Here is a 21,018-nt window from a genome sequence, read left to right on the forward strand (position 1 = left end):
CTATTGACCGCGCAAGAACAGTTTGTCCATGTCGGACAGGGCCAGCTGGCTCCAGGTCGGGCGACCGTGGTTGCACTGGTCTGCGCGCTCGGTGGCTTCCATCTGGCGCAGCAGCGCGTTCATTTCCGGTACGGTCAGGCTGCGGTTGGCGCGCACGGCCGTGTGGCAGGCCAGTGTGCCGAGCAGCTCGTTGCGGCGCTCCAGCAGCACGCGCGAGCCGCCGAATTCGCGCACGTCGCGCAACACGTCGCGCGCCAGCGTCTGGGCATCGGCGTTCTTGAGCAGCGCCGGCACCGCGCGCACGGCCAGCGTGGTTGGCGACATCGCCGCGATGTCGAAGCCGAGTGCGCTCAGGGTTTCCTGATGCTCTTCGACGGTGCCGACCTCGACGGCGTCGGCGTAGAAGGTCACCGGGATCAGCAGCGGTTGCACGAACATGCTGTTGTCGTCGAGCGCATTCTTCAGTTGCTCATACAGGATGCGCTCGTGGGCGGCGTGCATGTCGACTACCACCAGACCCTTGCTGTTTTGCGCCAGCACGTAGATTCCATGCAGTTGCGCCAGCGCGAAGCCGAGCGGGAAGTCGTCGGCCGGCAGCGTTTGCATGGGGGCCCCGGCCGAGACAGGCATGGCGAAAGCGCCCGGCGCTGCTTCGCTACCAAAGGTCGACGCCATGTCCAGATTGGTCTGCACGCCGGGCTGGAACATCGCTCCGTATTCAGCCGTGTTCTGCGCCACGCCAAAATTACCGGCGGAGAAATTCGGCCGCAGCTGTGCGCCGAACGCGTTCTGGTACTGCGGCTGAGGCTGCCCTTGCTGGTCGCGCATCCACGGCAGCGGACCGTTGCCCGCGGCTTGCGGCGCCGGCGCGTTGCCGAAGGAGGTGGCCGAGGTCGCAGCCAGCGCGCGGCTGACCGCGTGGAAAACAAATTGATGCACGCTGCGGCTGTCGCGGAAGCGCACTTCGATCTTGGACGGATGGACGTTGACGTCAACCAGCGCCGGATCGAGATCAAGCGACAGCGCGTATGACGGATAGCGGTCGCCGTGCAGCACGTCCTGATAGGCGGCGCGCACTGCGTGCACCAGCAGCTTGTCGCGCACGAAGCGGCCGTTGACGTAAAAATACTGGCCGTCGGCGCGCGCCTTGGACGCGGTCGGCAAGCCGACGAAGCCATGCAGGCGCAGCGGACCGGCGCTCTCGTCGAGCGGCAGGCGCGCGTTGGCGAACTCGTCGCCGAGGATGTGGGCGCTGCGCTTGGCGAATTCGCCGGTGTTCCAGTGATCGACGGTCTTGCCGTTGTGGGTCAGCGAAAACGTCACGTCCGGGCGCGCCAGCGCAATGCGGCGCACGACTTCGGCGCAGTGGCCGTATTCGGTCTGTTCGGATTTCAGGAACTTGCGCCGCGCCGGTGTATTGAAATACAGATCCTGCACGTCGATGGTGGTGCCGGGCGCGCCGGAAGCGGGCACGACGCTGCCTTCCTGCGAGCCGATGATTTCCCAGGCGTGCGCGGCGTCGGCGGTGCGCGTGGTCAGGGTCAGCTGCGCGACCGAGGCGATCGAAGCCAGTGCTTCACCGCGAAAACCCAGGGTGCCGACGTTTTCCAGATCGGTCAGCGACGCGATCTTGGAGGTGGCGTGACGCGCCAGCGCCAGCGGCATCTGTTCCGGGGGGATGCCGCGGCCGTTGTCGGTGATGGCGATGCGTTTGACGCCACCCTGTTCCAGTCGCACGGTGATGTGCGTGGCGCCGGCATCAAGCGCGTTCTCCAGCAATTCCTTGACGACGGCGGAAGGACGCTCGATGACTTCGCCGGCAGCGATCTGTGAAATCAGCTGGTCGGGCAGGGCCTGAATCGGGCGAAGAGGGCGGGACGGGCGATCTGGTGCGTTCATCCGGCGATTATACCGCCAGCCGGCTCGGGGCAATCCCTGAGCCGGCTGTGCCGGCTAATGACGGCCAGGCTCAGAACTGTTCCCAGTCGTCGTCTTTGGATGGCGCCGGCAGGGATTTCCCGGAAGGCGGGAGTTTGGCGACGGGCGCGGCTTTCGGTGCAGCAGCCGGCTTCGGCGCGGGAGACGTCCTGGCGACGACTTTGCGCACCGGGGCTGCAGTTCCAGTTCCTGCAGCGCCGAATTCCATGGCATGCGTTTCGTCCAGCTTGAAGGTGCTGACCGACGCGGTCAATTTGTGCGCCTGGTCTTGCAATGATTGCGCGGCGGCGGCGGCTTGTTCCACCAGTGCGGCGTTTTGCTGCGTGGTTTGTTCCATCTGCACGATGGCATGGTTGACCTGCTCGATGCCGGCGCGTTGTTCCTGGCTGGCCGAACTGATTTCGCCGACGATGTCGGTCACGCGCTTGACGCTGGCAACCACTTCGCCCATGGTGGCGCCGGCTTGTTCCACCAGCTTGCTGCCGGCTTCGACCTTCTCGACCGAGTCGTCGATGAGGCCCTTGATTTCCTTGGCGGCGGCGGCCGAGCGTTGCGCCAGGCTGCGCACTTCCGAGGCGACCACCGCAAAGCCGCGGCCTTGTTCGCCGGCGCGTGCGGCTTCCACCGCAGCGTTCAGGGCGAGGATGTTGGTCTGGAAGGCGATGCCGTCGATCACGCTGATGATGTCGACGATCTTGCGTGATGATTCATTGATCGATCCCATGGTGTCGATCACCTTGCCGACCACCGCGCCGCCTTGCGAGGCCACTTCCGAGGCGGACAGCGCGAGCTGGTTGGCCTGGCCGGCGTTGTCGGCGTTCTGCTTCACGGTCGAGGTCAGTTCTTCCATGGCGGAGGCGGTTTCTTCCAGCGAACCGGCTTGCTGTTCGGTACGACTCGACAAGTCGAGATTGCCGGTGGCGATTTCGCTGGAGGCCGTGGTGATCTGCTCGGTGCCTTGGCGCACGTCGGCGACCACATGGGCGAGGCCTTCGCTGATGCCGTTGACGGCGCGCATCAACTGGCCGATTTCATCCTGCTGGCCGTCGCTGACGCGCACGCGTGCAGTCAGGTCGCCGCTCGCCAGCATGTCGGCGGCGGCGCGGGCGCGCGCCAGCGGACGCGTCACGACCCGCTTGATCACCATCGTCAGGACCACGCCAACCAGCAGCAGGAAGGCGGCGCCGAACAGCATGAAGCGGTTGCGCATGGCGGCGATTTCCCTGGTCACTTCGTTGGTGTAGGTTTCGCCGACGATGACCCAGTTCCAGGCCGGGAATTGCGAGAAAGCGACGATCTTCTCTTCGCCGCTGTGGCCGGCGGTGTCTGGGTTGTCCCACATGTAGCGCATCACGCCTTGCTTCTTGGCGAGCATGTCCTTGATGAATTCCTTGCCGTCGACGTCTTTCAATCCCAGCAGGTTCTTGCCTTCATCCTTCGGGCCCGCCAGCAGGGTGCCGAAATCCTTGCCTTCCTTGGCGTTGAGGACGTAGAAGAAACCGGTCTCGCCGATCTTCAGCGCCTTGATCTTGTCCTTGAGCGCCTTGATGTCGTCCGAGATATCGACGCCCACATAGAGCACGCCGATAAGCTGGCCGGCGGCGTCCTTGATCGGCACGTACTTGGTGATGTATTGCTTGCCGAACAGCGTGGCGATGCCGCTATACGATTTGTCCGCCTTCAGCGCGGCGTAACCGGGATGCGCGCGGTCGAGCATGGTGCCCACGGCGCGTTCGCCGTCTTCCTTCTTGACCGAGGTCGAGACCCGCACGAAGTCATCGCCGCTCTTGGCGAAGATGGTGGCGGTCACGCCGGTCTGGGCGGTGAAGCGGTCGGGAATGGCGAAGTCGAGATTGAGATCGGTGTCGCCGTTGCGCAGCACCGGCGTCGCCTTGTCGCCGATCTGTACGGTACGGCTGGCGTCCAGCGTGAACTTGCCCGGGAAAGCGTTGGAGAACATGTTGGAGAAACGTTCCACCTGGCTGTTCACCGAACGGTCGAACATCTCGACCATGTTGACCACTGCACGCGTTTCGCCGCTGATCTGGTTCATCGAGCGCTGCTCGAGCATGGCTGACGTGGTGAGGTCGATCAGCAGGATGGCCGCGACGAACAGCGTGCCGACCAGTGCAAGGGTAAGGGAGGTGAGCTTGGTGCCGACGGCCCAGCTGCGATAGTGAAAGGCAGAGGTTTGCATGGTGTGGTTTTCTTTTTGTTGAGGCGCAAGGCGCCGGATACCGCGAGCAAATGTTGTGTTGCGAACTTAAGCAAACGTTTGCGCGTGCGCGGCCGGTTAGAAATACTTCAGTTTTTTGAACGCGAGCAAGTATAGCCAACTTCGCTTTTCATGCGGTCTCATTTGAGCCAAAAAACAACGTAACTCGTTGTTTATGAACCAGTTTTAGCGGTAAGACCAATGAAAAATGATGTAAAAATGCTATGCAATATTGTTGCCCTGATAAAACTTTTAGAGAAAATTGTCGATTTTGAAATTTTTCAGCCAGTGCTCGAAAACCGTGGCCAGCATCGGTCGTGAAAACAGGTAGCCTTGCGCCACATCGCATCCCTGTTGTTTCAGCAAATCGTATTGCCGTTTGTCTTCGACGCCTTCGGCCACCACGATCAGGTCGAGGCTTTCACCGATGCGGATGACCGCGTTGGTCAGCGCCAGCACCGTCTGGTCGCGATCCATGTCGCGCACGAAACTCTGGTCCAGCTTGAGCTCGCATACCGGCAGGTTGCGCAGGTAGCCGAGACTTGAATAACCGGTGCCGAAATCGTCCATCGCCAGCTTCACGCCTTGCGCATGCACTTCGCGGATGGTGCGCGTGGTGCTGGGGTTGGTATCCATCATCACTGTTTCGGTGATTTCCAGCGTCAGGTCGCCCGGCGCCAGCGCGAAGCGCTGCAGCAGGCCGGCGATGAACTGCGGCAGCTCCAGGTCATGGAAGTTGGTCGAGGACAAATTGACCGACACCGACGGCACGTTGATGCCGCGCCGGCGCCAGTCGTGAAGCTGGAAGCAGGCTTCTTCCAGCGCCCATTTGCCGAGCTCGCCGATCAGGCCGCATTCTTCCGCAATCGGGATGAAGCGCGCCGGAGAGATCTGACCGAGCTGGTCGTGATGCCAACGCGCCAGCGCCTCCACGCCATGCAACAGACCGGTGTGGAAATTGATTTGCGGCTGGTAGTGCAACTCGAAATCGCCGCCGCGCAATGCGTCCCGCAGCGCGCCTTCGAGCGCCAGGCGTTCCTGCGCCTGGGTGTTCATCTCATCGCTGAAGAAACTGAAGCGGTCGCGGTTGTTGGCCTTGGTCTGGTACATCGCCATGTCGGCGCGATGCAGCAGGATTTCGATGGTTTCGCCATTGTCGGGAAACAGGCTGATCCCGATGCTGGCCGAGGGCGTCAGCGTCACGCCGGCGATATGGCAGGGCATCGACAGACTGGTCTGGATGCGTTTGACGACGTCAGTGACGCGGTTCAGATCGCATTGCGCCAGCACGATGACGAACTCGTCGCCCGACAAGCGGCCGACGATGTCCGACTTGCGCGCCTCGGTCTGCAGGCGGCTGGCGACGGTGCACAGCAATTCGTCGCCGGCCTGATGACCGAGCGAATCGTTGATCTGCTTGAAGCGGTCGAGGTCGATGAACAGCACCGCCAGCGGAATCTGGGTGCGCGCCGCGTTGGCGATGGCTTGGTTGGCGCTGACCAGCAACAGGCTGCGGTTTGGCAGACCGGTCAGCGAATCGTAGAACGCCAGGCGATGGATGCGCGAGCGCGCCTCTTCGCGTTCCAGCGCCAGTGCGCACAAATGCAGGCTGACGTCCACCAGCCGGTGGTGGAAGGGATCGGGACGGCGCTTGCCATGGTAGTAGAACGCGAACGTGCCGATGACGCGGCCATCGGCCGACTTGATCGGCGTCGACCAGCACGATTCCAATCCGGTCGGCAGCAACAGGTCGCGATAATCGGTCCACAGCGGGTCGGTGGCGATGTCGACCACTTCCACCGGCTCGGCTCGGAATGCCGCAGTGCCGCAGGAGCCGACGCACGGACCGATCGCCACGCCTTCGATGGCGCGGTTGTATGCATCCGGCAGGCTGGGGCCGGCGACCGGATGCAGCAGGCCATTCTCATCGACGCGCAGGATCGACGCCACTATGTCCGGCGCAATGCGTTCGAGTTCCACGCACACCATGGTCAGCACTTCCTGCAGGCTGGCTTCGCGCACCATGGCGTTGAGCGTCTTGTACTGCAAGACTTCGTGCATCTTGGTGTTGGTGATGTCGGTCAGGATGCAGACCGCGTTGATCAGTTTGCCGTCACCGTCGAGGATGGGGTTGACCACGGTCGACACCCACAGCGGATGGCCTTGCTTGTCGACCATCATTTCCTCGCCGTGGAAGCTGCGGCCCTCGGCGATTACCGCGTAGCAATCCTCGATCAGCTTGAGGATGGCGGTCTGTCCTTCGAACAACTCACGCGGCCGGCGGCCGATGACTTCCTCCGCAGTGAAGCCGAGCATGCGGCTGAAGCCGGTGTTGTGGAAGACGATGTGATTGGCGTCGTTGGTGATGAACACCGCGTTGTCGGTTTCATTGATGCCCAGCGACAGCAAATGCTGGTATTCGCGGTCGCGCTGCTCGCGCACCATGCGGTACGACACGTCCGAGCCGATGCTGATGATCTTGATCGGCTCGCCTTCGAGATCGAACACCGGCGTATAGGTGGCTTCCCACCAGACCGGCCGGCCGTCGCGTGCGATGCGTTTGAAACGGCCGGAAAAGAACCGGCCCTGGTTGACGTCGCGCCAGAAGTTTTCATACTCCTGACTGTCGACGTAATCCGGTTCGCACAGGAAGCGATGGTGCTTGCCGACGATCTCTTCGGGCAGGTAGCCCATGGTCTTGAGGTAGTTGCCGTTGGCGCCGACGATGATGCCGTCGGCGGAAAATTCAATTACCCCGAGCGAGCGGTTGAGCGCGCGCAGCACGCTGTGTTTTTCCTGCGAATCATCAATATGGGCGGTGATGTCGGCAGCGATCGAGACCACGCGCAGCAAGCGCCCTTCGGCGTCGAACACCGGATTGCAGGTGGCTTCCAGCCACAGTCGCGAGCCGTCGCTGCGCATGCGTTGCAAGGTGCCGGACACTACTTCGCCCTGATGCAGGCGCCGCCAGAACTCGGCGTATTCGGGCGATTCGGCATGGGTGGGATTGCACAGCATGCGGTGATGGTGGCCGACGATATCGCTGTGCCGGTACGCCATCAGCGTGAGGAAGTTGTCGTTGGCGGACAAGATGGTGCCGTCCGGCGCCAGTTCGAGGATGGCCATCGAGCGGGAAAACGCCGCCAGCAGCGCCTCCTTTTCTTCAAGGGAGCTGCGGCATTGCTGAAGCTCAAGGCCGATGCGTTCGGCGTCCATCATGGAGTTGTTCCTCTCCCGTTCCTTGACTGCACTCATACGCGTCAATTCTCCGCTCGGTATGATTATGTTGCGTCTGTCTTGCGTCCGGTTTGAACCTGATCTGAATCTATCCTGAAACTTGCCCCCCCCGCTTTGAGCGAGGGGGTAAAACGGTCGGGATCCTTTGTTATCGGAAAAAAAGCTGTTGTTCTTGAGCATGCAGATCAAATAAGTTCTTTCTTTGAAATGCTTTGCCTGTTGAGCAGACCGTCTCCGGGTATCTCCGCGCACCTTGCCGCCCAACTCGCCGCCAAACCAGCCTCGCCATCCTGCGGCCGACCGTCCGGTCGAGTAGTGTATGATTCCGGCGCAGCCTGAGCGGCGTCAAAAACGAAATGAGTGTATGGATTACTTGCAGTTACTGGACGTGCTGTTGCACGTCGACAAGTCCCTCGGCCTCCTGATAGAGCAATACGGCACGATGATTTATGTGGTGCTGTTCCTGATCATCTTCTGCGAAACCGGTCTGGTGGTGCTGCCCTTCCTTCCCGGCGATTCGCTGCTATTCATCGCCGGCACGTTTTGCGCCACCGGCGCGATGAACATCTGGCTGCTGATGTTCCTGCTGGTGGTTGCCGCGGTGACCGGCAACACACTTAACTATTGGATCGGCAGCGCCATCGGCCACCGCGTCTTCACCCACAATTACCGCTGGCTCAATCCCGCCGCGCTGGCCAAGACGCACGCCTTCTACGAGAAACACGGCGGCAAGACCATCATCCTGGCGCGCTTCACGCCGATCGTGCGGACCTTCGCCCCGTTCATCGCCGGCGTGTCGGAGATGACGTTCATCCGGTTCCAGTTCTTCAACATCATCGGCGCCCTGTTATGGGTGGTCGGCTTGCTGGCGTTCGGTTACCTGTTCGGCAACTTGCCGTGGGTGCGCCAGAACCTCAACACGCTGGTCCTGATCGGCATCGTCGCCGCCATTCTGCCGATCGTGCTTGGCGGGTTGTGGCAGTTCTACCGCAAGTTCCTTTCCAGACGTCAATAATCGACCAGACGCGGCCGGCCCGGCCTTTCCGCGGCCACCCTTCAGAACTTTCCCGACTCGTCCCGATGCATCTCGTGCATGCGGTGCACGCCGATGAGAGCAGGTTCCGCGGCGGACTGTTCCACCAGTGCCGCGTCCTGTTCAATTCATCATACGGCCGCGCGGCCCCGCCGTGATGGGCGGAAATGAGGTGGGAATACGGGTCTGTTCGGCCTTGGAGGCTGGTTCCGATGCCGTCCGGCAAAAAACACGGCCCAAATGAAAACTCCCGGCGCGATGTCCGGGAGCGGAAGGGGAGGTACTTGAGGTGCGCCGACCGGCTCAGGTCAGCTTGTTCTTGGCCAGCGGCGGATTCTTGGAGAAGTACTTTTTGATGCCGGTCATGATGGCGTCGGCCATGTCGTCCTGATAACTGTTGTCGGTGAGCTTGGCTTCTTCTTCCGGATTGGAGATGAAGGCCGTCTCGATCAGGATGCTGGGGATGTCCGGCGCCTTCAGCACGGCAAAGCCGGCTTGTTCCACGGCGCCCTTGTGCAGCTTGTTGATGCCGCCGATTTCCTTGAGCACGGCGTTGCCGATGCGCAGGCTGTCGTTGATCTGGGCGGTGGTCGACAAGTCCAGCAAGACGCTCGCCAATTGCTTGTCGTGGGTCTTGATGTTGACGCCGCCGATCATGTCGGCCGCATTCTCTTTGTTGGCGAGCCAGCGCGCTGCGGTCGAGCTGGCGCCTTTTTCCGACAGGGCAAACACCGAGGAGCCGCGCGCGGTCGGTTGCACGAAGGCGTCGGCGTGGATCGAAATGAACAGGTCGGCCTGCACCTTGCGCGCCTTTTGCACGCGCATGCCGAGCGGCACGAAGAAGTCGGCGTCGCGGGTCAGCATGACACGCATGTTCGGCTGTTCTTCGATCTTCTTCTTGAGGCGCTTGGCGATCGACAGCACCACGTCTTTTTCACGATTGCCGCGGCTGCCGATGGCGCCGGGGTCTTCACCGCCATGGCCGGGGTCGAGCGCGATGGTGATCATGCGCGTGAGCTGCAGCTTGGTGTCGTCCTGCGGTTTGGCCTTGGCGGCGAACGGCGGATCTTCATCCTGTACTTGCGGTGCAGCTTTCGGGTCCGGCCTGGCTTCGGCCAGCGGCGGTCTGACTTCGGCCTGCTGATCCTTGGGCCAGTTGCCCTTCTGGATCAGCGCGGCGATCGGGTCCGGCGGGTTGGCCGGGTAGAGGTCGATGACGAAACGGTATTTGTATTCGCCGACCGGCTCCAGCGTGAACACCTGCGGCTTGATCTCATCCTTGAGGTCGAACACCAGCCGCACCACGCTGGGGCGGTTCTGGCCGACGCGGACTTGCTTGATGTAGGGATCGTTGGGCTGGATCTTGGCGACCAGGTCCTTCAGCGTCGAATTCAGGTCGATGCCTTCGATGTCGACCACCAGGCGCTCCGGATTCTTGACGATGAAATGGGTGACCTTGAGGTTGCTGTCGTTTTCCAGCGTGACGCGGGTATAGTCGTCGGACGGCCATACGCGCACCGCGAGGATTTGCGATGCCAGCGCCGGCAGGGGAGTCAATACGGAGACGAGGAGCGTGCCGCCTGCCTTGAGGATGGTGCGGCGAGTCTTGGATGTCACAGATTTGGAGCGAATTTCAGTCGAGCGAGGCATTGATGACCCTTGTCAGACAACGCTCGTAATTCTACATCACGTCCGTGTCCTGCAACCGTTAGCGAGATATTGATATCCGGGGGAGGCAACACGGGGTCGCCCTTTTCCGGCCATTCGATGATGCAGATGCTGTTTTCGTTGAAGTGTTCGCGAAAACCCGCGTCCAGGAACTCTTCCGGGCTGGCCATGCGGTAGAGGTCGAAGTGGATAACGGTTACCATGCGGTCTGCCAGCTTTACTTCATAGGGTTCGGCCAGCGTGTAAGTCGGGCTTTTGACGCGGCCCGGGTAGCCGGCGGCATGCAACAGCGCGCGCGTGAGCGCGGTCTTGCCGGCGCCGAGATCGCCGTGCAGGTAGATCGCCATGCCGGGTTCCAGCACCTGGGCCAGCGACGCGCCCAGGGCTGCGGTGCCGGCCTCGTCCTGCAAATGGGTGTGACGCGATGGCTGCATAAATTAATTGAGCTTGTTTGAAGCGACGTATTGAAAACGATTGATGACTGACCTTGTAGCACTTGCCGACACCATCAAAGCCTGGGGGCGCGAACTCGGGTTCGCCGACCTGCGCATTGCCGATGTCGATCTGTCGCATCGGGAGGCGGGTTTCCAGGCGTGGCTGGACAAGGGTTACCACGGCGAGATGGATTATATGGCAAGCCACGGCATGAAGCGCGCCCGGCCCGCCGAATTGGTGCCCGGCACGGTGCGGGTGATCACCGCGCGCATGCCGTATCTGCCGCGCGATACCGCCGCCGGCTGGCGTGAGCGCGAAGAAGCGCGCGGCGCCGACGGCAGCGCTGCAGTGGTCTCGCTGTATGCGCGTGGCCGCGACTACCACAAGGTCTTGCGCGCGCGGCTGCAGCAACTGGCCGGACGCATCGAGAAGGAAATCGGCGCTTTCGGCTATCGCGTCTTCACCGATTCGGCGCCCGTGATGGAAGTCGCACTGGCGGAAAAATCCGGCCTCGGCTGGCGCGGAAAACACACGCTGCTGCTCAACCGCGAAGCCGGCTCGATGTTCTTCCTCGGCGAACTGTTCACCGACCTGGCGCTACCGGTCGATGAGCCGGTCACACCGCATTGCGGCCAGTGCAGCGCCTGCATTGACGTCTGCCCGACCCAGGCCATCGTCGCCCCTTACGAACTCGATGCGCGCCGTTGCATTTCCTACCTCACCATCGAACTCAAGGGCAGCATCCCGGTCGAGCTGCGCAGCCTGATCGGCAACCGCGTCTACGGCTGCGATGACTGCCAGCTGTATTGTCCCTGGAACAAGTTCGCCCAGACCTCGACCTTGCCCGACTTCGACGCGCGCCACGGTCTCGGCAGCGCCTCGCTGATTGAGTTGCTGAACTGGAGCGAAGAAGATTTCAACCGCAACACCGAAGGCAGCGCAATCCGCCGCATCGGTCACGAGCGCTGGTTGCGCAACATGGCGGTCGGCCTCGGCAACGCGGCCGGCACGCACAAGGGCGACGCGGAAATCGTCGCCGCTTTGCGTGCGCGCCTCGACCATCCTTCCGAACTGGTGCGCGAACATGTCGAGTGGGCGCTCGCACACCATTCCTTGTAAAGTGTTGTCTCCACAAAAAACCAAAATGGAGACAAGCGATGTCAAAAATGAAACCCCTGTCGCTGGCGCTGCTGCTCTCGGGCTGCGCTGCGATGTCGCTGGCGCATGCAGCACCGGAGAATGCCGCCACCGAAACCCTGCGCATCCCCGGCCTGCACAAGAAGGCCGAGATCCTCGTCGACAAATGGGGCGTGCCGCACATCTACGCCGCCAGCCAGGACGACGCGTTCTTCGTGCAGGGCTTCAATGCCGCGCGCGACCGTCTGTTCCAGATCGATTTATGGCGCCGTCGCGGACTGGGCCAGTTGTCCGAAGTGTTCGGCCCGGCCTACGTCGCGCAAGACCAGGCGACTCGCTTGTTCCTCTATCGCGGCGACATGCAGCGCGAGTGGAAATCCTACGGCAAGCATTCCGAACACGTGGCGACCGCTTTCGTCGCCGGCATCAACGCCTATGTCGACTACGTCACGGCGCATCCCGAGCGGCTGCCGTACGAATTCAAACAACTGGCCTACCTGCCGGCCCGATGGCAGGCCGAGGACGTGGTGCGCATCCGCAGCCACGGCCTGACGCGCAACCTCACCAGCGAAGTCGCGCGCGCCAACGTCGCCTGCAAGGCCGATCTCAAGTCCGATGAAATCCGCTTCGGCCTGACGCCGAAGTGGGAGGCGATCATGCCGCAAGGCCTCGATCCCTGCCTGCCAAAAGACTTGCTCAAGGTGTTCGGGCTGGCCACGCAAAACGTCAAGATCACCAAAGAAAGTCTGAGCACCGCAGCCGATGACCACGGCGCGGCTATCCGCATTGCCGCCGCCGAGAATCTGGAAGAGACCATGGAAGGCAGCAACAACTGGGTGGTCTCGCCAGTCAGATCCGCCACCGGCCGCGCCATCATGGCCAACGATCCGCACCGCGCCTATTCCGCACCATCGCTGCGCTACATCACGCACCTCAGCGCACCCGGCCTCAACGTCATCGGCGCCGGCGAACCGGCCTTGCCGGGCGTGTCCATCGGTCACAACGGCACCATCGCATTCGGCCTGACGATCTTCAACATCGATCAGGAAGACCTGTACGTCTACGAGCTCAATCCCGCCAATCCGGACGAGTACAAATACCAGGGCAAGTGGGAGCGCTTCACCGTCCTGCGCGAACCGATCAAGGTCAAGGGCGGCGCTGGCTCGGCGACTGCCGAGCTGAAGTTCACGCGACACGGTCCGGTGATCTTCGTCGAGAAGGAAAAGAACCGCGCCTTCGCCGTGCGTTCCGGCTGGCTGGAACCGGGCATGTCGCCGTACTTCGGCAGCATCGATTACATGCGCGCCAAGAATTTCAAATCCTTCAAACGCGCCATGCTGAACTGGGGCGCGCCGACCGAGAACCAGGTCTACGCCGACGTCAAGGGCAACATCGGCTGGGTGCCGGGCGGCCTCGCGCCGAAGCGTCCGAACTGGGACGGCTTGCTGCCGGTGCCGGGCGACGGTCGTTATGAATGGGCCGGATTCTGGACCGGCGACCAGCTGCCGTCGACCTACAATCCCAAGCAGGGCTGGTTCGCTTCGGCCAACCAGATGAACCTGCCGGACGATTATCCATACCGCGAGCGCAAGCTCGGCTTCGAGTGGACCAACAACTCGCGCTTCTCGCGCATCAGCGAAGTGCTGGCGTCGTTGCCGAAGGTATCGCTGGAAGATTCGATGCGCCTGCAAAACGACGACCTGGCGATTCCGGCGCGTCGTCTCGGCGCGCTGCTCAAACCGCTGACCTCGACCGATGCGCAGACGCAGGCGGCGCTCGATATTTTCAACAGCTGGGATTACGTCGAGCGCGTCGATTCGCCGCAAGCCGCGCTGTATGAAGTCTGGCTCTCGCGCCACCTGGGCAAGGCCTTCAAGGAGGCGGTACTGAGCAAGGAAGCGGCCGCCGCGATGGGCGCGCCCGATGTCGCCGTGCTGCTCGACACGCTGGAGCAGCCGCAGGCCAGGTTCGGCGCCGACGCCGCAAAGAAGCGCGACGACGTCCTGCTGAACAGCCTCGGCGGCGCCTATGCCGAGATGGTGAAGTTGCAGGGTGAAGACGCGAGTAAATGGCAGTGGGGCAAGCTGCATCACAACCTGATGGAGCATCCGCTGGCCGGCGTGGTGGACGAGGCGACGCGCGCCAAACTGAACGTCGGCCCGTTGCCGAAACACGGCGGCGCTTATTCACCGAACCAGTCGACTTATCGCCCGAGCGACTTCCGCCAGACCAATGGCCCGTCGTTCCGGGTGGTGGTCGACGTCGGCAACTGGGATAACTCCAGGGCGGTCAATTCACCAGGGCAATCGGGCGATCCGGACAGCCCGCATTATCGCGACCTGGCCGACAAGTGGCTGAACGGCGAATACTTCCCGCTGCTGTATTCGCGCAAGGCGGTGGAGCAGGCGACGGTGCAGAGGATTGTGCTGGAGCCGGGCAAGTAAGCAGCAAGTTTGAACTGTCGCCCCGGCGCCAGCCGGGGCGACGACGATTTCAATGCACCAGCATCAACCAGAACGGAATCGTCAACGCCGACACCAGCGTGCCGAGTGAAATCAGGAAGGCCGTCATCGGTCCGTTGCCGCCCATGCGCGCGGCGAGGATGTAGCAGCTCGAGGCCGTCGGCAGCGAGCAGAACAGCACGACGATCTGCAACTGCAGCGTTGGCAGTTCGAACCAGCGTCCCAGCACATAGGCGACAGCCGGCACCGCCAGCAATTTGATGGCGGTGAAGTAGGTCGTCATCAGTTTGTCTTCGCGTATTCCCGCCAGGCGCAGACCCGCGCCGACCATCAGGAGGCCCAAGGCAATCGAGGCGCTGCCGAGGCGCGACAAGACCGCACTCGCCACTTCCGGCAAGGTGAAGCCGCACAGCGCAAACAACAGGCCGGAACCGGTGGCGATCAGCAGGGGATTGCGCGCCAGCTCGCTGAACAGGTTGCCGCTGCGATGGGCCAGCGCATGCACTGCGGCCATGTTGCACAGGGGGACGCCGAAGCCGATCAACAGCGCCATCAGTCCCACGCCTTTTTCACCCGCCAGGCGCGACGCCAGCGCGAGCGCAATATAGGAATTGAAGCGGAACGCGGTCTGCATGCCCGACTCGTAGGTCATCGGGCCGGCCTTGATGAAGGGTTTGCCGATCCAGGTCAGGGCCACGCCGGACAGCAGCGCCAGCACGCCGACTTGGACGAACTTGCCGGTGGTGGCGAGGTTGAGCTGCAGGCGCGCGGTGGAATAAAACAGCAGCGCCGGAAACAGCAGGTAATAGACCATCTTTTCCATACCCGCCCAGAACGCTCCGCCCCAGTCGGTGATGCGGAAGATGATGACTCCCATCAGGATCAGGATGAAATCGGGCAGCAGAAGCGAGATGACTTGCATGGGCAATAAGAGAATGACGAGAGGGCGTTATTTCAAGGAAGTGTTTATTTCAGCAGGCGCGCGAGTTCGACGGCGGTCTTGACGTTCATCTTGTCGAAGATATGGGCGCGGTGCACTTCCACCGTGCGCATGCTGATGCCGAGTTCGTCGGCGATGATCTTGTTCATTTTTCCGGCCAGGATCAGGTCCAGCACTTCGCGCTCGCGCGAAGACAGCGCTTCCAGGCGGGTGCGCACGGCATCCTGTTCGCCGGCCTCGCGCGAGGCCTGCAGCGCTTCCAGCACGCGGTCCATGAGCTGGTTGTCGTTGAACGGCTTTTCAAAGAAATCGAAGGCGCCGTTCTTGAGCATGTCGACCGCCATCGGCACGTCGCCATGGCCGGTCAGGAAAATCACCGGACGCCGCCGTGTGATGCCGCGGCTCTTGAGCGTGTCGAACAGCGCCACGCCGCTTTGGTCCGGCATGCGCACGTCGAGCAGGATGCATTCGCCGTCGACGTCGAAACTGTCGGGGTCGGCTTGTTCCATCGCGGCCAGGAGCGCCGCAGCGCCGGCGTAGGCGATGGCGGGAATGGCGCGCGATTGCGCCAGCCATGTGAGCGAATCGCGGATGATCTCTTCGTCGTCAACAATGTGCAGCATCGATGCCATGTGAAATAGTGACGCTTGGCCGAAGGCGCGCGTTTTTGTTCTGGTTCAAACCGCGGAGTCCTGCACGGGCAGGGAAGGCAAGGAAAACCGGAAGATTGTACCCCCGGCAGGGTTGTTGGCATAGGTCAGCGTGCCGCCGTGGAATTCAATGGTGGTGCGGCAGATGTTGAGCCCCATACCCATGCCTTCGGCCTTGGTCGAGAAGAACGGCGAGAACAGGGCGGCCGCGACTTCCGGCGGTATGCCGTGGCCCTGGTCGATGACCGACACCACCATGGATTGTTGCGACGAGGTCTGCCGGTCAAGCGCGGCGGCGATGCGCAGGATGCGGCGCTCCGGCGCGATCGCCGCCATCGCCTGGATGGCGTTGCGGGTGAGGTTGAGCAGCACCTGCTCCAGCAGCACGGCGTCGCCCAGCACGTTGGGCAGATCGGCCGGGATCGCGGTCTGCACCACCACCAGGAATTGCTGCGCCTGCAGTTCGACCAATGGCGCGATGTTGTCGACGATGCCCTTGATCGACACCGGCTGGCGCGTCGGTTCGCGCTTCTTGACGAACTGGTGCACGCTGCGGATGACGTTGCCGGCGCGCTGCGCCTGGGTATTGATTTTTTCGAGCGCGGGTTGCAGCGAGGCCGGATCGATGGCGCCGCTCTGCATCATGTTGAGCGCGCCCGTGGTGTAGCTGGAGATCGCCGCCAGCGGCTGGTTCAGCTCATGCGCCAGGGTCGAGGCGATCTCGCCCATGCTGGCCAGGCGCGCGCCGGTCTGCAATTTCTCTTCCTGCATGCGATTGAGGTCTTCCGCGCGCTTGCGGTCGGTGACGTCGAGGATCGATCCCATCCAGCCGGTCTGCTTGCCGTTCTGGTCCACCAGCGGCGATTCGAAAATCAGCACCGGAAAACGCTCGCCGTCCTTGCGCTGGAAGATGGTTTCGAACTGCGGCGTGACGCGGCCGGCCAGCACCTTGGAGAAGCGTTCCTGGTATTCGTCCATCGCTTCCGGCGCCCAGTAAGGCATCGGCGGGATCTTGCCGACCAGTTCGTCGGCGGGGATGCCGACCATGGTGCAGAAGGCCGGGTTGACGTAGGTGATGCGGCCTTCGAGGTCGCGTGCGCGCATGCCGGTGACCAGCGAGTTTTCCATCGCGCTGCGGAACGAGACTTCATGCACCAGTGCTTCTTCCGCCGTCATGCGGCGGTTGATGTCGCGCCACAGCGCCCACAGGCTCCACAGCAAGCCGAGCGACAACACGATGACCGAGCCGACCAGCAGATTGGGCAGCAGCTTCGGCGCGCTCTTGGTGCTGTTGGTGTGCAGCCGCAGCGTCAGGCCGGGCAGCTCCAGCTCGCGCCGGTGCGTATAGACGTTGAGGCCGGGACCGCCGGCGGTGCGTCGTGCGACCACCTTGTCGTCGGTGTCGGTGAGGACGATTTCGTTGTCCTGGGCGAACCACCACGGCACCATTTCGTTGAGCACGCGCGCCACCGAATAACTGGCGACGACGCTGCCGAGGTAATGGTTTTCGCGGAACAACGGGATGTGGTAATCCATCACCACGGGTTCGGCGATGCCGGGCGGCACTGCGGGGGCGCTGTAGATCGGGCGGCGAATGGTGCGCGCCTGTTCTTCGGCCTGCTGTGACGGCGTCGACAATTCGTGGCGCGGGACCGGGAAGTCATCGGTCGAGGCGATCGGCTTGCCCTCGGCGCTGAGCCAGGTGACGCGATAGAACTCGCGGTTGTTGCGCAGCAGCGCGTTGAGGCGGCTGCGGAACTGGTCCTTTTTCAGATGCTCGTTGACGATCTCGCGTGCGATCAGGCGCATGCTTTCATCGTCGCGGCTGAGTTGGAAACGGATCGCCTGTTCCACCCACAGCGAGTCGGCGATGAGCTGTTCCTGGCGTTCGCTCGACTCCATCTGCTGCGCCTGGCGCGGCAGCCAGATCAGCGTCATCAGGAATAGCAGCACCAGCAGGATCGGCATGACCCAGCGCAACAGGTGACGGCGTCCCGGCGACAGCAGATGGGAAGGAGAGGAAGTGTGCTGCTGGGTCATGAGGTCCGGTAAAGAGGCGATGGCGTGGTGCGCGTAGTTTATCGCGAGCGACGGCACAGGAGCGGATGTTGCGGCGCGTCATGCAAATTGTGGTTATCCACAATTGTGTCAGCATTTTGTCATGGCAAAATGCGCTCAGTCAGAATTGCGACCACGCCTTTTCCATATTTTTCAAAACCAAAAAAGGGGACAACCATGAAACTCAAGTCATTAGTTTTTGCACTTGCCGCTGCAACCATCATCGCCGGCAATGCATTTGCCCAGGCGCCGATCATCATCAAATTCAGCCACGTCGTCGCCAACGACACGCCCAAGGGCAAAGGCGCCGAACGCTTCAAGGAGCTGGCCGAAAAAGCCACCAAAGGCCGCGTGAAGGTCGAGGTTTATCCGAACAGCACGCTGTACAAGGACAAGGAAGAACTGGAAGCGCTGCAACTGGGCGCGGTGCAGATGCTGGCGCCGTCGCTGGCCAAGTTCGGTCCGCTGGGCGTGAAGGAATTCGAAGTATTCGACCTGCCGTATATCTTCCCGAGCAAGGAAGTGCTGTATCGCGTGACCGAAGGTCCGATCGGCAAGGACCTGTTCAAGAAGCTGGAGCCCAAGGGCATCACCGGCCTGGCGTACTGGGATAACGGTTTCAAGGGCATGTCGGCCAACAAGCCGTTGCACGTGCCGGCCGATTTCCGCGGCCTGAAGATGCGCATCCAGTCGTCCAAGGTGCTCGACGCGCAAATGCGCGCGCTCGGCGCCAATCCGCAAGTGCTGGCTTTCTCCGAGGTTTATCAGGCGCTGCAGACCGGCGTGGTCGACGGCACCGAGAATCCGCCATCGAACCTGTACACCCAGAAGATGCATGAAGTGCAGAAGCACGTGACGGTCTCCGATCACGGCTACCTGGGCTATGCGGTCATCGTCAACAAGAAGTTCTGGGACGGCCTGCCGGCCGACATCCGCACCGCGCTGGAAGGTGCGATGAAGGACGCCACCAAGTATGCCAACGCCATCGCCCAGCAAGAGAACGACGCCGCGCTGGCTGCCGTGCAAAAGACCGGCAAGACCACCATCTATCGTCTGAACGACAAGGAAAAGGCCGAATGGCGCAAAGCCCTGTTGCCGGTGCAGACCCAGATGGCCGACCGCATCGGCAAGGATCTGATCGCCGCGGTCAACAAGGAAGCTGCAGCATTGGGTCAGAAGTAATCGCGTCGGATATAACAACGACCGATGCAGGCGTGCCGCGTGCCGCCTGCGTCTGAAAAAAAACTGACAGGGATGGAATCCGGCGGCGCTCGCTCGCCGGTTTTTTCATCCCAATGAGGAGACGCAATGTTGAAATTTCTGGACCACCTGGAAGAGTGGCTGATCGCCTTCCTGATGGCGGCGGCGACCGTCATCATCTTCGTGGCGGTGTTGCACCGCTATGCCTCCGGCCTGCCGATTCCCTGGCTGCAGGATGAACTGATACAAATCAACACCAGCTGGGCGCAGGAGCTGTGCATTTTCATGTTCGTGTGGATGGCCAAGTTCGGCGCCGCCTACGGCGTGCGCACCGGCATCCACGTCGGCGTCGACGTGCTGATCAATCGCATGAATACGCCATGGCGCAACAAGTTCGTGGTGCTGGGCCTGCTGGCCGGCGCGCTGTTCACCGGCATCGTCGGCACGCTGGGCGCTCAGTTCGTCTGGGAAATCTCGCAGCATTCCAGCACCTCCGAAGTGCTGGAAATACCGATGTGGATGGTCTACATGGCCGTGCCGCTGGGTTCTTACCTGATGTGCTTCCGTTTCCTGCAGGTCTGCTGGGCCTTCATCAAGACTGGTGAATTGCCGAAACACGACCACGCCTACGTCGAAGGCCTCGACGAAGAAATCGCAGGAGGAAAAGCATGAACGCAGCCATTATCTTCGTCCTGCTGTTCGGCCTGATGCTGACCGGGATGCCGATCTCGATCTCGCTCGGCCTGACGGTGTTGACCTTCCTGTTCACCATGACCGACGTGCCGATCCAGTCGGTGGCGCTGAAGCTGTTCACCGGCATCGAGAAGTTCGAGATCATGGCGATCCCGTTCTTCATCCTGGCCGGCAACTTCCTCACGCACGGCGGCGTCGCCCGGCGCATGATCAACTTCGCCACGGCGATGGTCGGGCACTGGCACGGCGGCCTGGCGCTGGCGGGCGTGATGGCGTGCGCCTTGTTCGCGGCGGTGTCCGGTTCGTCGCCGGCCACCGTGGTGGCGATCGGTTCGATCATCCTGCCGGCGATGGTGCGCCAGGGTTTCCCCAACAAATTCGGCGCGGGCGTCATCACGACCTCGGGCGCGTTGGGGATCCTGATTCCGCCGTCGATCGTGATGGTGATGTATTCGGTCTCCACCAACACCTCCGTGGGCAAGCTGTTCATGGCCGGCGTGGTGCCGGGTCTGATGCTGGCCTTCCTGCTCGGTGCGACCACCTGGTACCTGGCGCGCAAGCATAACTACCCGCGTCTGCCGAAGGCGAGCTGGGCCGAGCGCGGTGCGGCCTTCCGCAAGAGCGGCTGGGGCCTGTTCCTGATCGTCATCGTGATGGGCGGCATCTATACCGGTATCTTCACGCCGACGGAAGCGGCGGCGATGGCGGCGGTGTACGCCTTCATCATCGCGGTGTTCGTCTACAAGGACATGGGCCTGAAGCAAGTGCCCAAGGTCTTGCTGGACTCCGCATCGATGTCGGCCATGCTGTTGTACATCATCACCAATGCGGTGCTGTTCTCCTTCCTGGTGACCAGCGAAAACATCCCGCAGGCGATGGCGGCGATGATCACCGACAGCGGCCTCGGCCCGATCACCTTCCTGCTGGTGGTGAACGTCCTGCTGCTGTTGGCGGGCAACGTGATGGAGCCGTCGTCGATCGTGCTGATCATGGCGCCGATCCTGTTCCCGGTGGCGATGAAGCTGGGCATCGATCCGGTCCACTTCGGCATCCTGATCGTGGTCAACATGGAAGTCGGCATGTGCCATCCGCCGGTCGGCCTGAACCTGTACGTGGCCTCGGGCATTACCAAGATGGGGATTACCGAGCTGACGATTGCGGTGATGCCGTGGTTGCTGACGATGCTGGTGTTCCTTGCCCTGATAACGTACGTGCCGCAGATTTCGCTGTGGTTGCCTAACCTGGTTTTTGACTGATCCAGGACGGAAGCAGGCAGCCGCCGCCGCAGGCTGGAAGCGGCGGCGACGGCAATATTGTCAGGTTGAAATGTTGCTGGAAAACATGTTTTAAAT

Annotated in this window: 14 protein-coding genes; 6 read left to right on the plus strand and 8 right to left on the minus strand. The window is 62.1% G+C overall.

The window, feature by feature from the left end:
- From mutL to DXT88_RS05755, 3 genes are all read right to left on the minus strand, one after another.
- Nucleotides 1-1,899, minus strand: coding sequence for a DNA mismatch repair endonuclease MutL (mutL, locus tag DXT88_RS05745; RefSeq protein ID WP_265211946.1), 1,899 nt, complete (start codon nt 1,897-1,899; stop codon nt 1-3).
- 70 nt (nt 1,900-1,969) lie between these two features.
- Nucleotides 1,970-4,135, minus strand: a complete 2,166-nt coding sequence (locus DXT88_RS05750) for a methyl-accepting chemotaxis protein (protein WP_265211947.1) — start codon at nt 4,133-4,135, stop codon at nt 1,970-1,972.
- A 270-nt stretch (nt 4,136-4,405) separates the two neighbouring features.
- Nucleotides 4,406-7,372: a sensor domain-containing protein gene (locus DXT88_RS05755; RefSeq protein ID WP_265211948.1), complete on the minus strand. Its 2,967-nt coding sequence runs from the start codon at nt 7,370-7,372 to the stop codon at nt 4,406-4,408.
- 382 nt (nt 7,373-7,754) lie between these two features.
- On the opposite strand from DXT88_RS05755, the gene DXT88_RS05760 reads away from it, so the two are divergent.
- A complete protein-coding gene (locus DXT88_RS05760) occupies nt 7,755-8,405 on the plus strand; it encodes a VTT domain-containing protein (protein WP_016832086.1) in 651 nt (216 codons plus the stop codon).
- 321 nt (nt 8,406-8,726) lie between these two features.
- On the opposite strand, the gene DXT88_RS05765 is transcribed toward DXT88_RS05760, so the two are convergent.
- Nucleotides 8,727-10,073, minus strand: a complete 1,347-nt coding sequence (locus tag DXT88_RS05765) for an N-acetylmuramoyl-L-alanine amidase (RefSeq protein WP_029362950.1) — start codon at nt 10,071-10,073, stop codon at nt 8,727-8,729.
- Nucleotides 10,037-10,525: a tRNA (adenosine(37)-N6)-threonylcarbamoyltransferase complex ATPase subunit type 1 TsaE gene (tsaE, locus tag DXT88_RS05770; protein ID WP_016832084.1), complete on the minus strand. Its 489-nt coding sequence runs from the start codon at nt 10,523-10,525 to the stop codon at nt 10,037-10,039. The genes DXT88_RS05765 and tsaE overlap by 37 nt, the downstream gene beginning before the upstream one ends.
- A gap of 43 nt (nt 10,526-10,568) precedes the next feature.
- Between tsaE and queG the strand changes: the two genes are divergently transcribed.
- Entirely contained in the window at nt 10,569-11,645 is a 1,077-nt protein-coding gene (queG, locus tag DXT88_RS05775; protein WP_265211949.1) for a tRNA epoxyqueuosine(34) reductase QueG, read from the plus strand.
- A gap of 38 nt (nt 11,646-11,683) precedes the next feature.
- Nucleotides 11,684-14,107: a penicillin acylase family protein gene (locus tag DXT88_RS05780; protein WP_407649269.1), complete on the plus strand. Its 2,424-nt coding sequence runs from the start codon at nt 11,684-11,686 to the stop codon at nt 14,105-14,107.
- 49 nt (nt 14,108-14,156) lie between these two features.
- Here DXT88_RS05780 and DXT88_RS05785 read toward each other — a convergent pair whose 3' ends face one another.
- Genes DXT88_RS05785 through DXT88_RS05795 form a run of 3 tightly spaced genes read right to left on the minus strand, consistent with a single transcriptional unit; the run spans nt 14,157 to nt 17,755 of the window.
- Complete coding sequence (locus DXT88_RS05785; protein WP_265211950.1) at nt 14,157-15,047, minus strand: AEC family transporter; 891 nt, start codon at nt 15,045-15,047, stop codon at nt 14,157-14,159.
- 44 nt (nt 15,048-15,091) lie between these two features.
- The gene (locus DXT88_RS05790; RefSeq protein ID WP_265211951.1) at nt 15,092-15,688 is read right to left on the minus strand and encodes a response regulator transcription factor; all 597 of its coding nucleotides are present in this window, start codon (nt 15,686-15,688) and stop codon (nt 15,092-15,094) included.
- A 54-nt stretch (nt 15,689-15,742) separates the two neighbouring features.
- Nucleotides 15,743-17,755: a PAS domain S-box protein gene (locus tag DXT88_RS05795; RefSeq protein WP_265211952.1), complete on the minus strand. Its 2,013-nt coding sequence runs from the start codon at nt 17,753-17,755 to the stop codon at nt 15,743-15,745.
- Between the two features lie 195 nt (nt 17,756-17,950).
- Between DXT88_RS05795 and DXT88_RS05800 the strand changes: the two genes are divergently transcribed.
- From DXT88_RS05800 to DXT88_RS05810, 3 genes are all read left to right on the plus strand, one after another.
- Nucleotides 17,951-18,955 carry a TRAP transporter substrate-binding protein gene (locus DXT88_RS05800; RefSeq protein WP_016836542.1) on the plus strand — a complete coding sequence of 335 codons (1,005 nt, stop codon included), beginning with the start codon at nt 17,951-17,953 and terminating at the stop codon, nt 18,953-18,955.
- Between the two features lie 129 nt (nt 18,956-19,084).
- Nucleotides 19,085-19,645 (plus strand): TRAP transporter small permease, encoded by a 561-nt coding sequence (locus DXT88_RS05805; RefSeq protein WP_029364012.1) that lies wholly within the window; start codon nt 19,085-19,087, stop codon nt 19,643-19,645.
- Nucleotides 19,642-20,922, plus strand: a complete 1,281-nt coding sequence (locus DXT88_RS05810; RefSeq protein ID WP_265211953.1) for a TRAP transporter large permease — start codon at nt 19,642-19,644, stop codon at nt 20,920-20,922. The genes DXT88_RS05805 and DXT88_RS05810 overlap by 4 nt, the downstream gene beginning before the upstream one ends.
- Nucleotides 20,923-21,018: the final 96 nt, after the last annotated feature.

The organism is Herbaspirillum lusitanum (assembly GCF_026127345.1).
Classification (GTDB): domain Bacteria; phylum Pseudomonadota; class Gammaproteobacteria; order Burkholderiales; family Burkholderiaceae_D; genus Herbaspirillum; species Herbaspirillum lusitanum.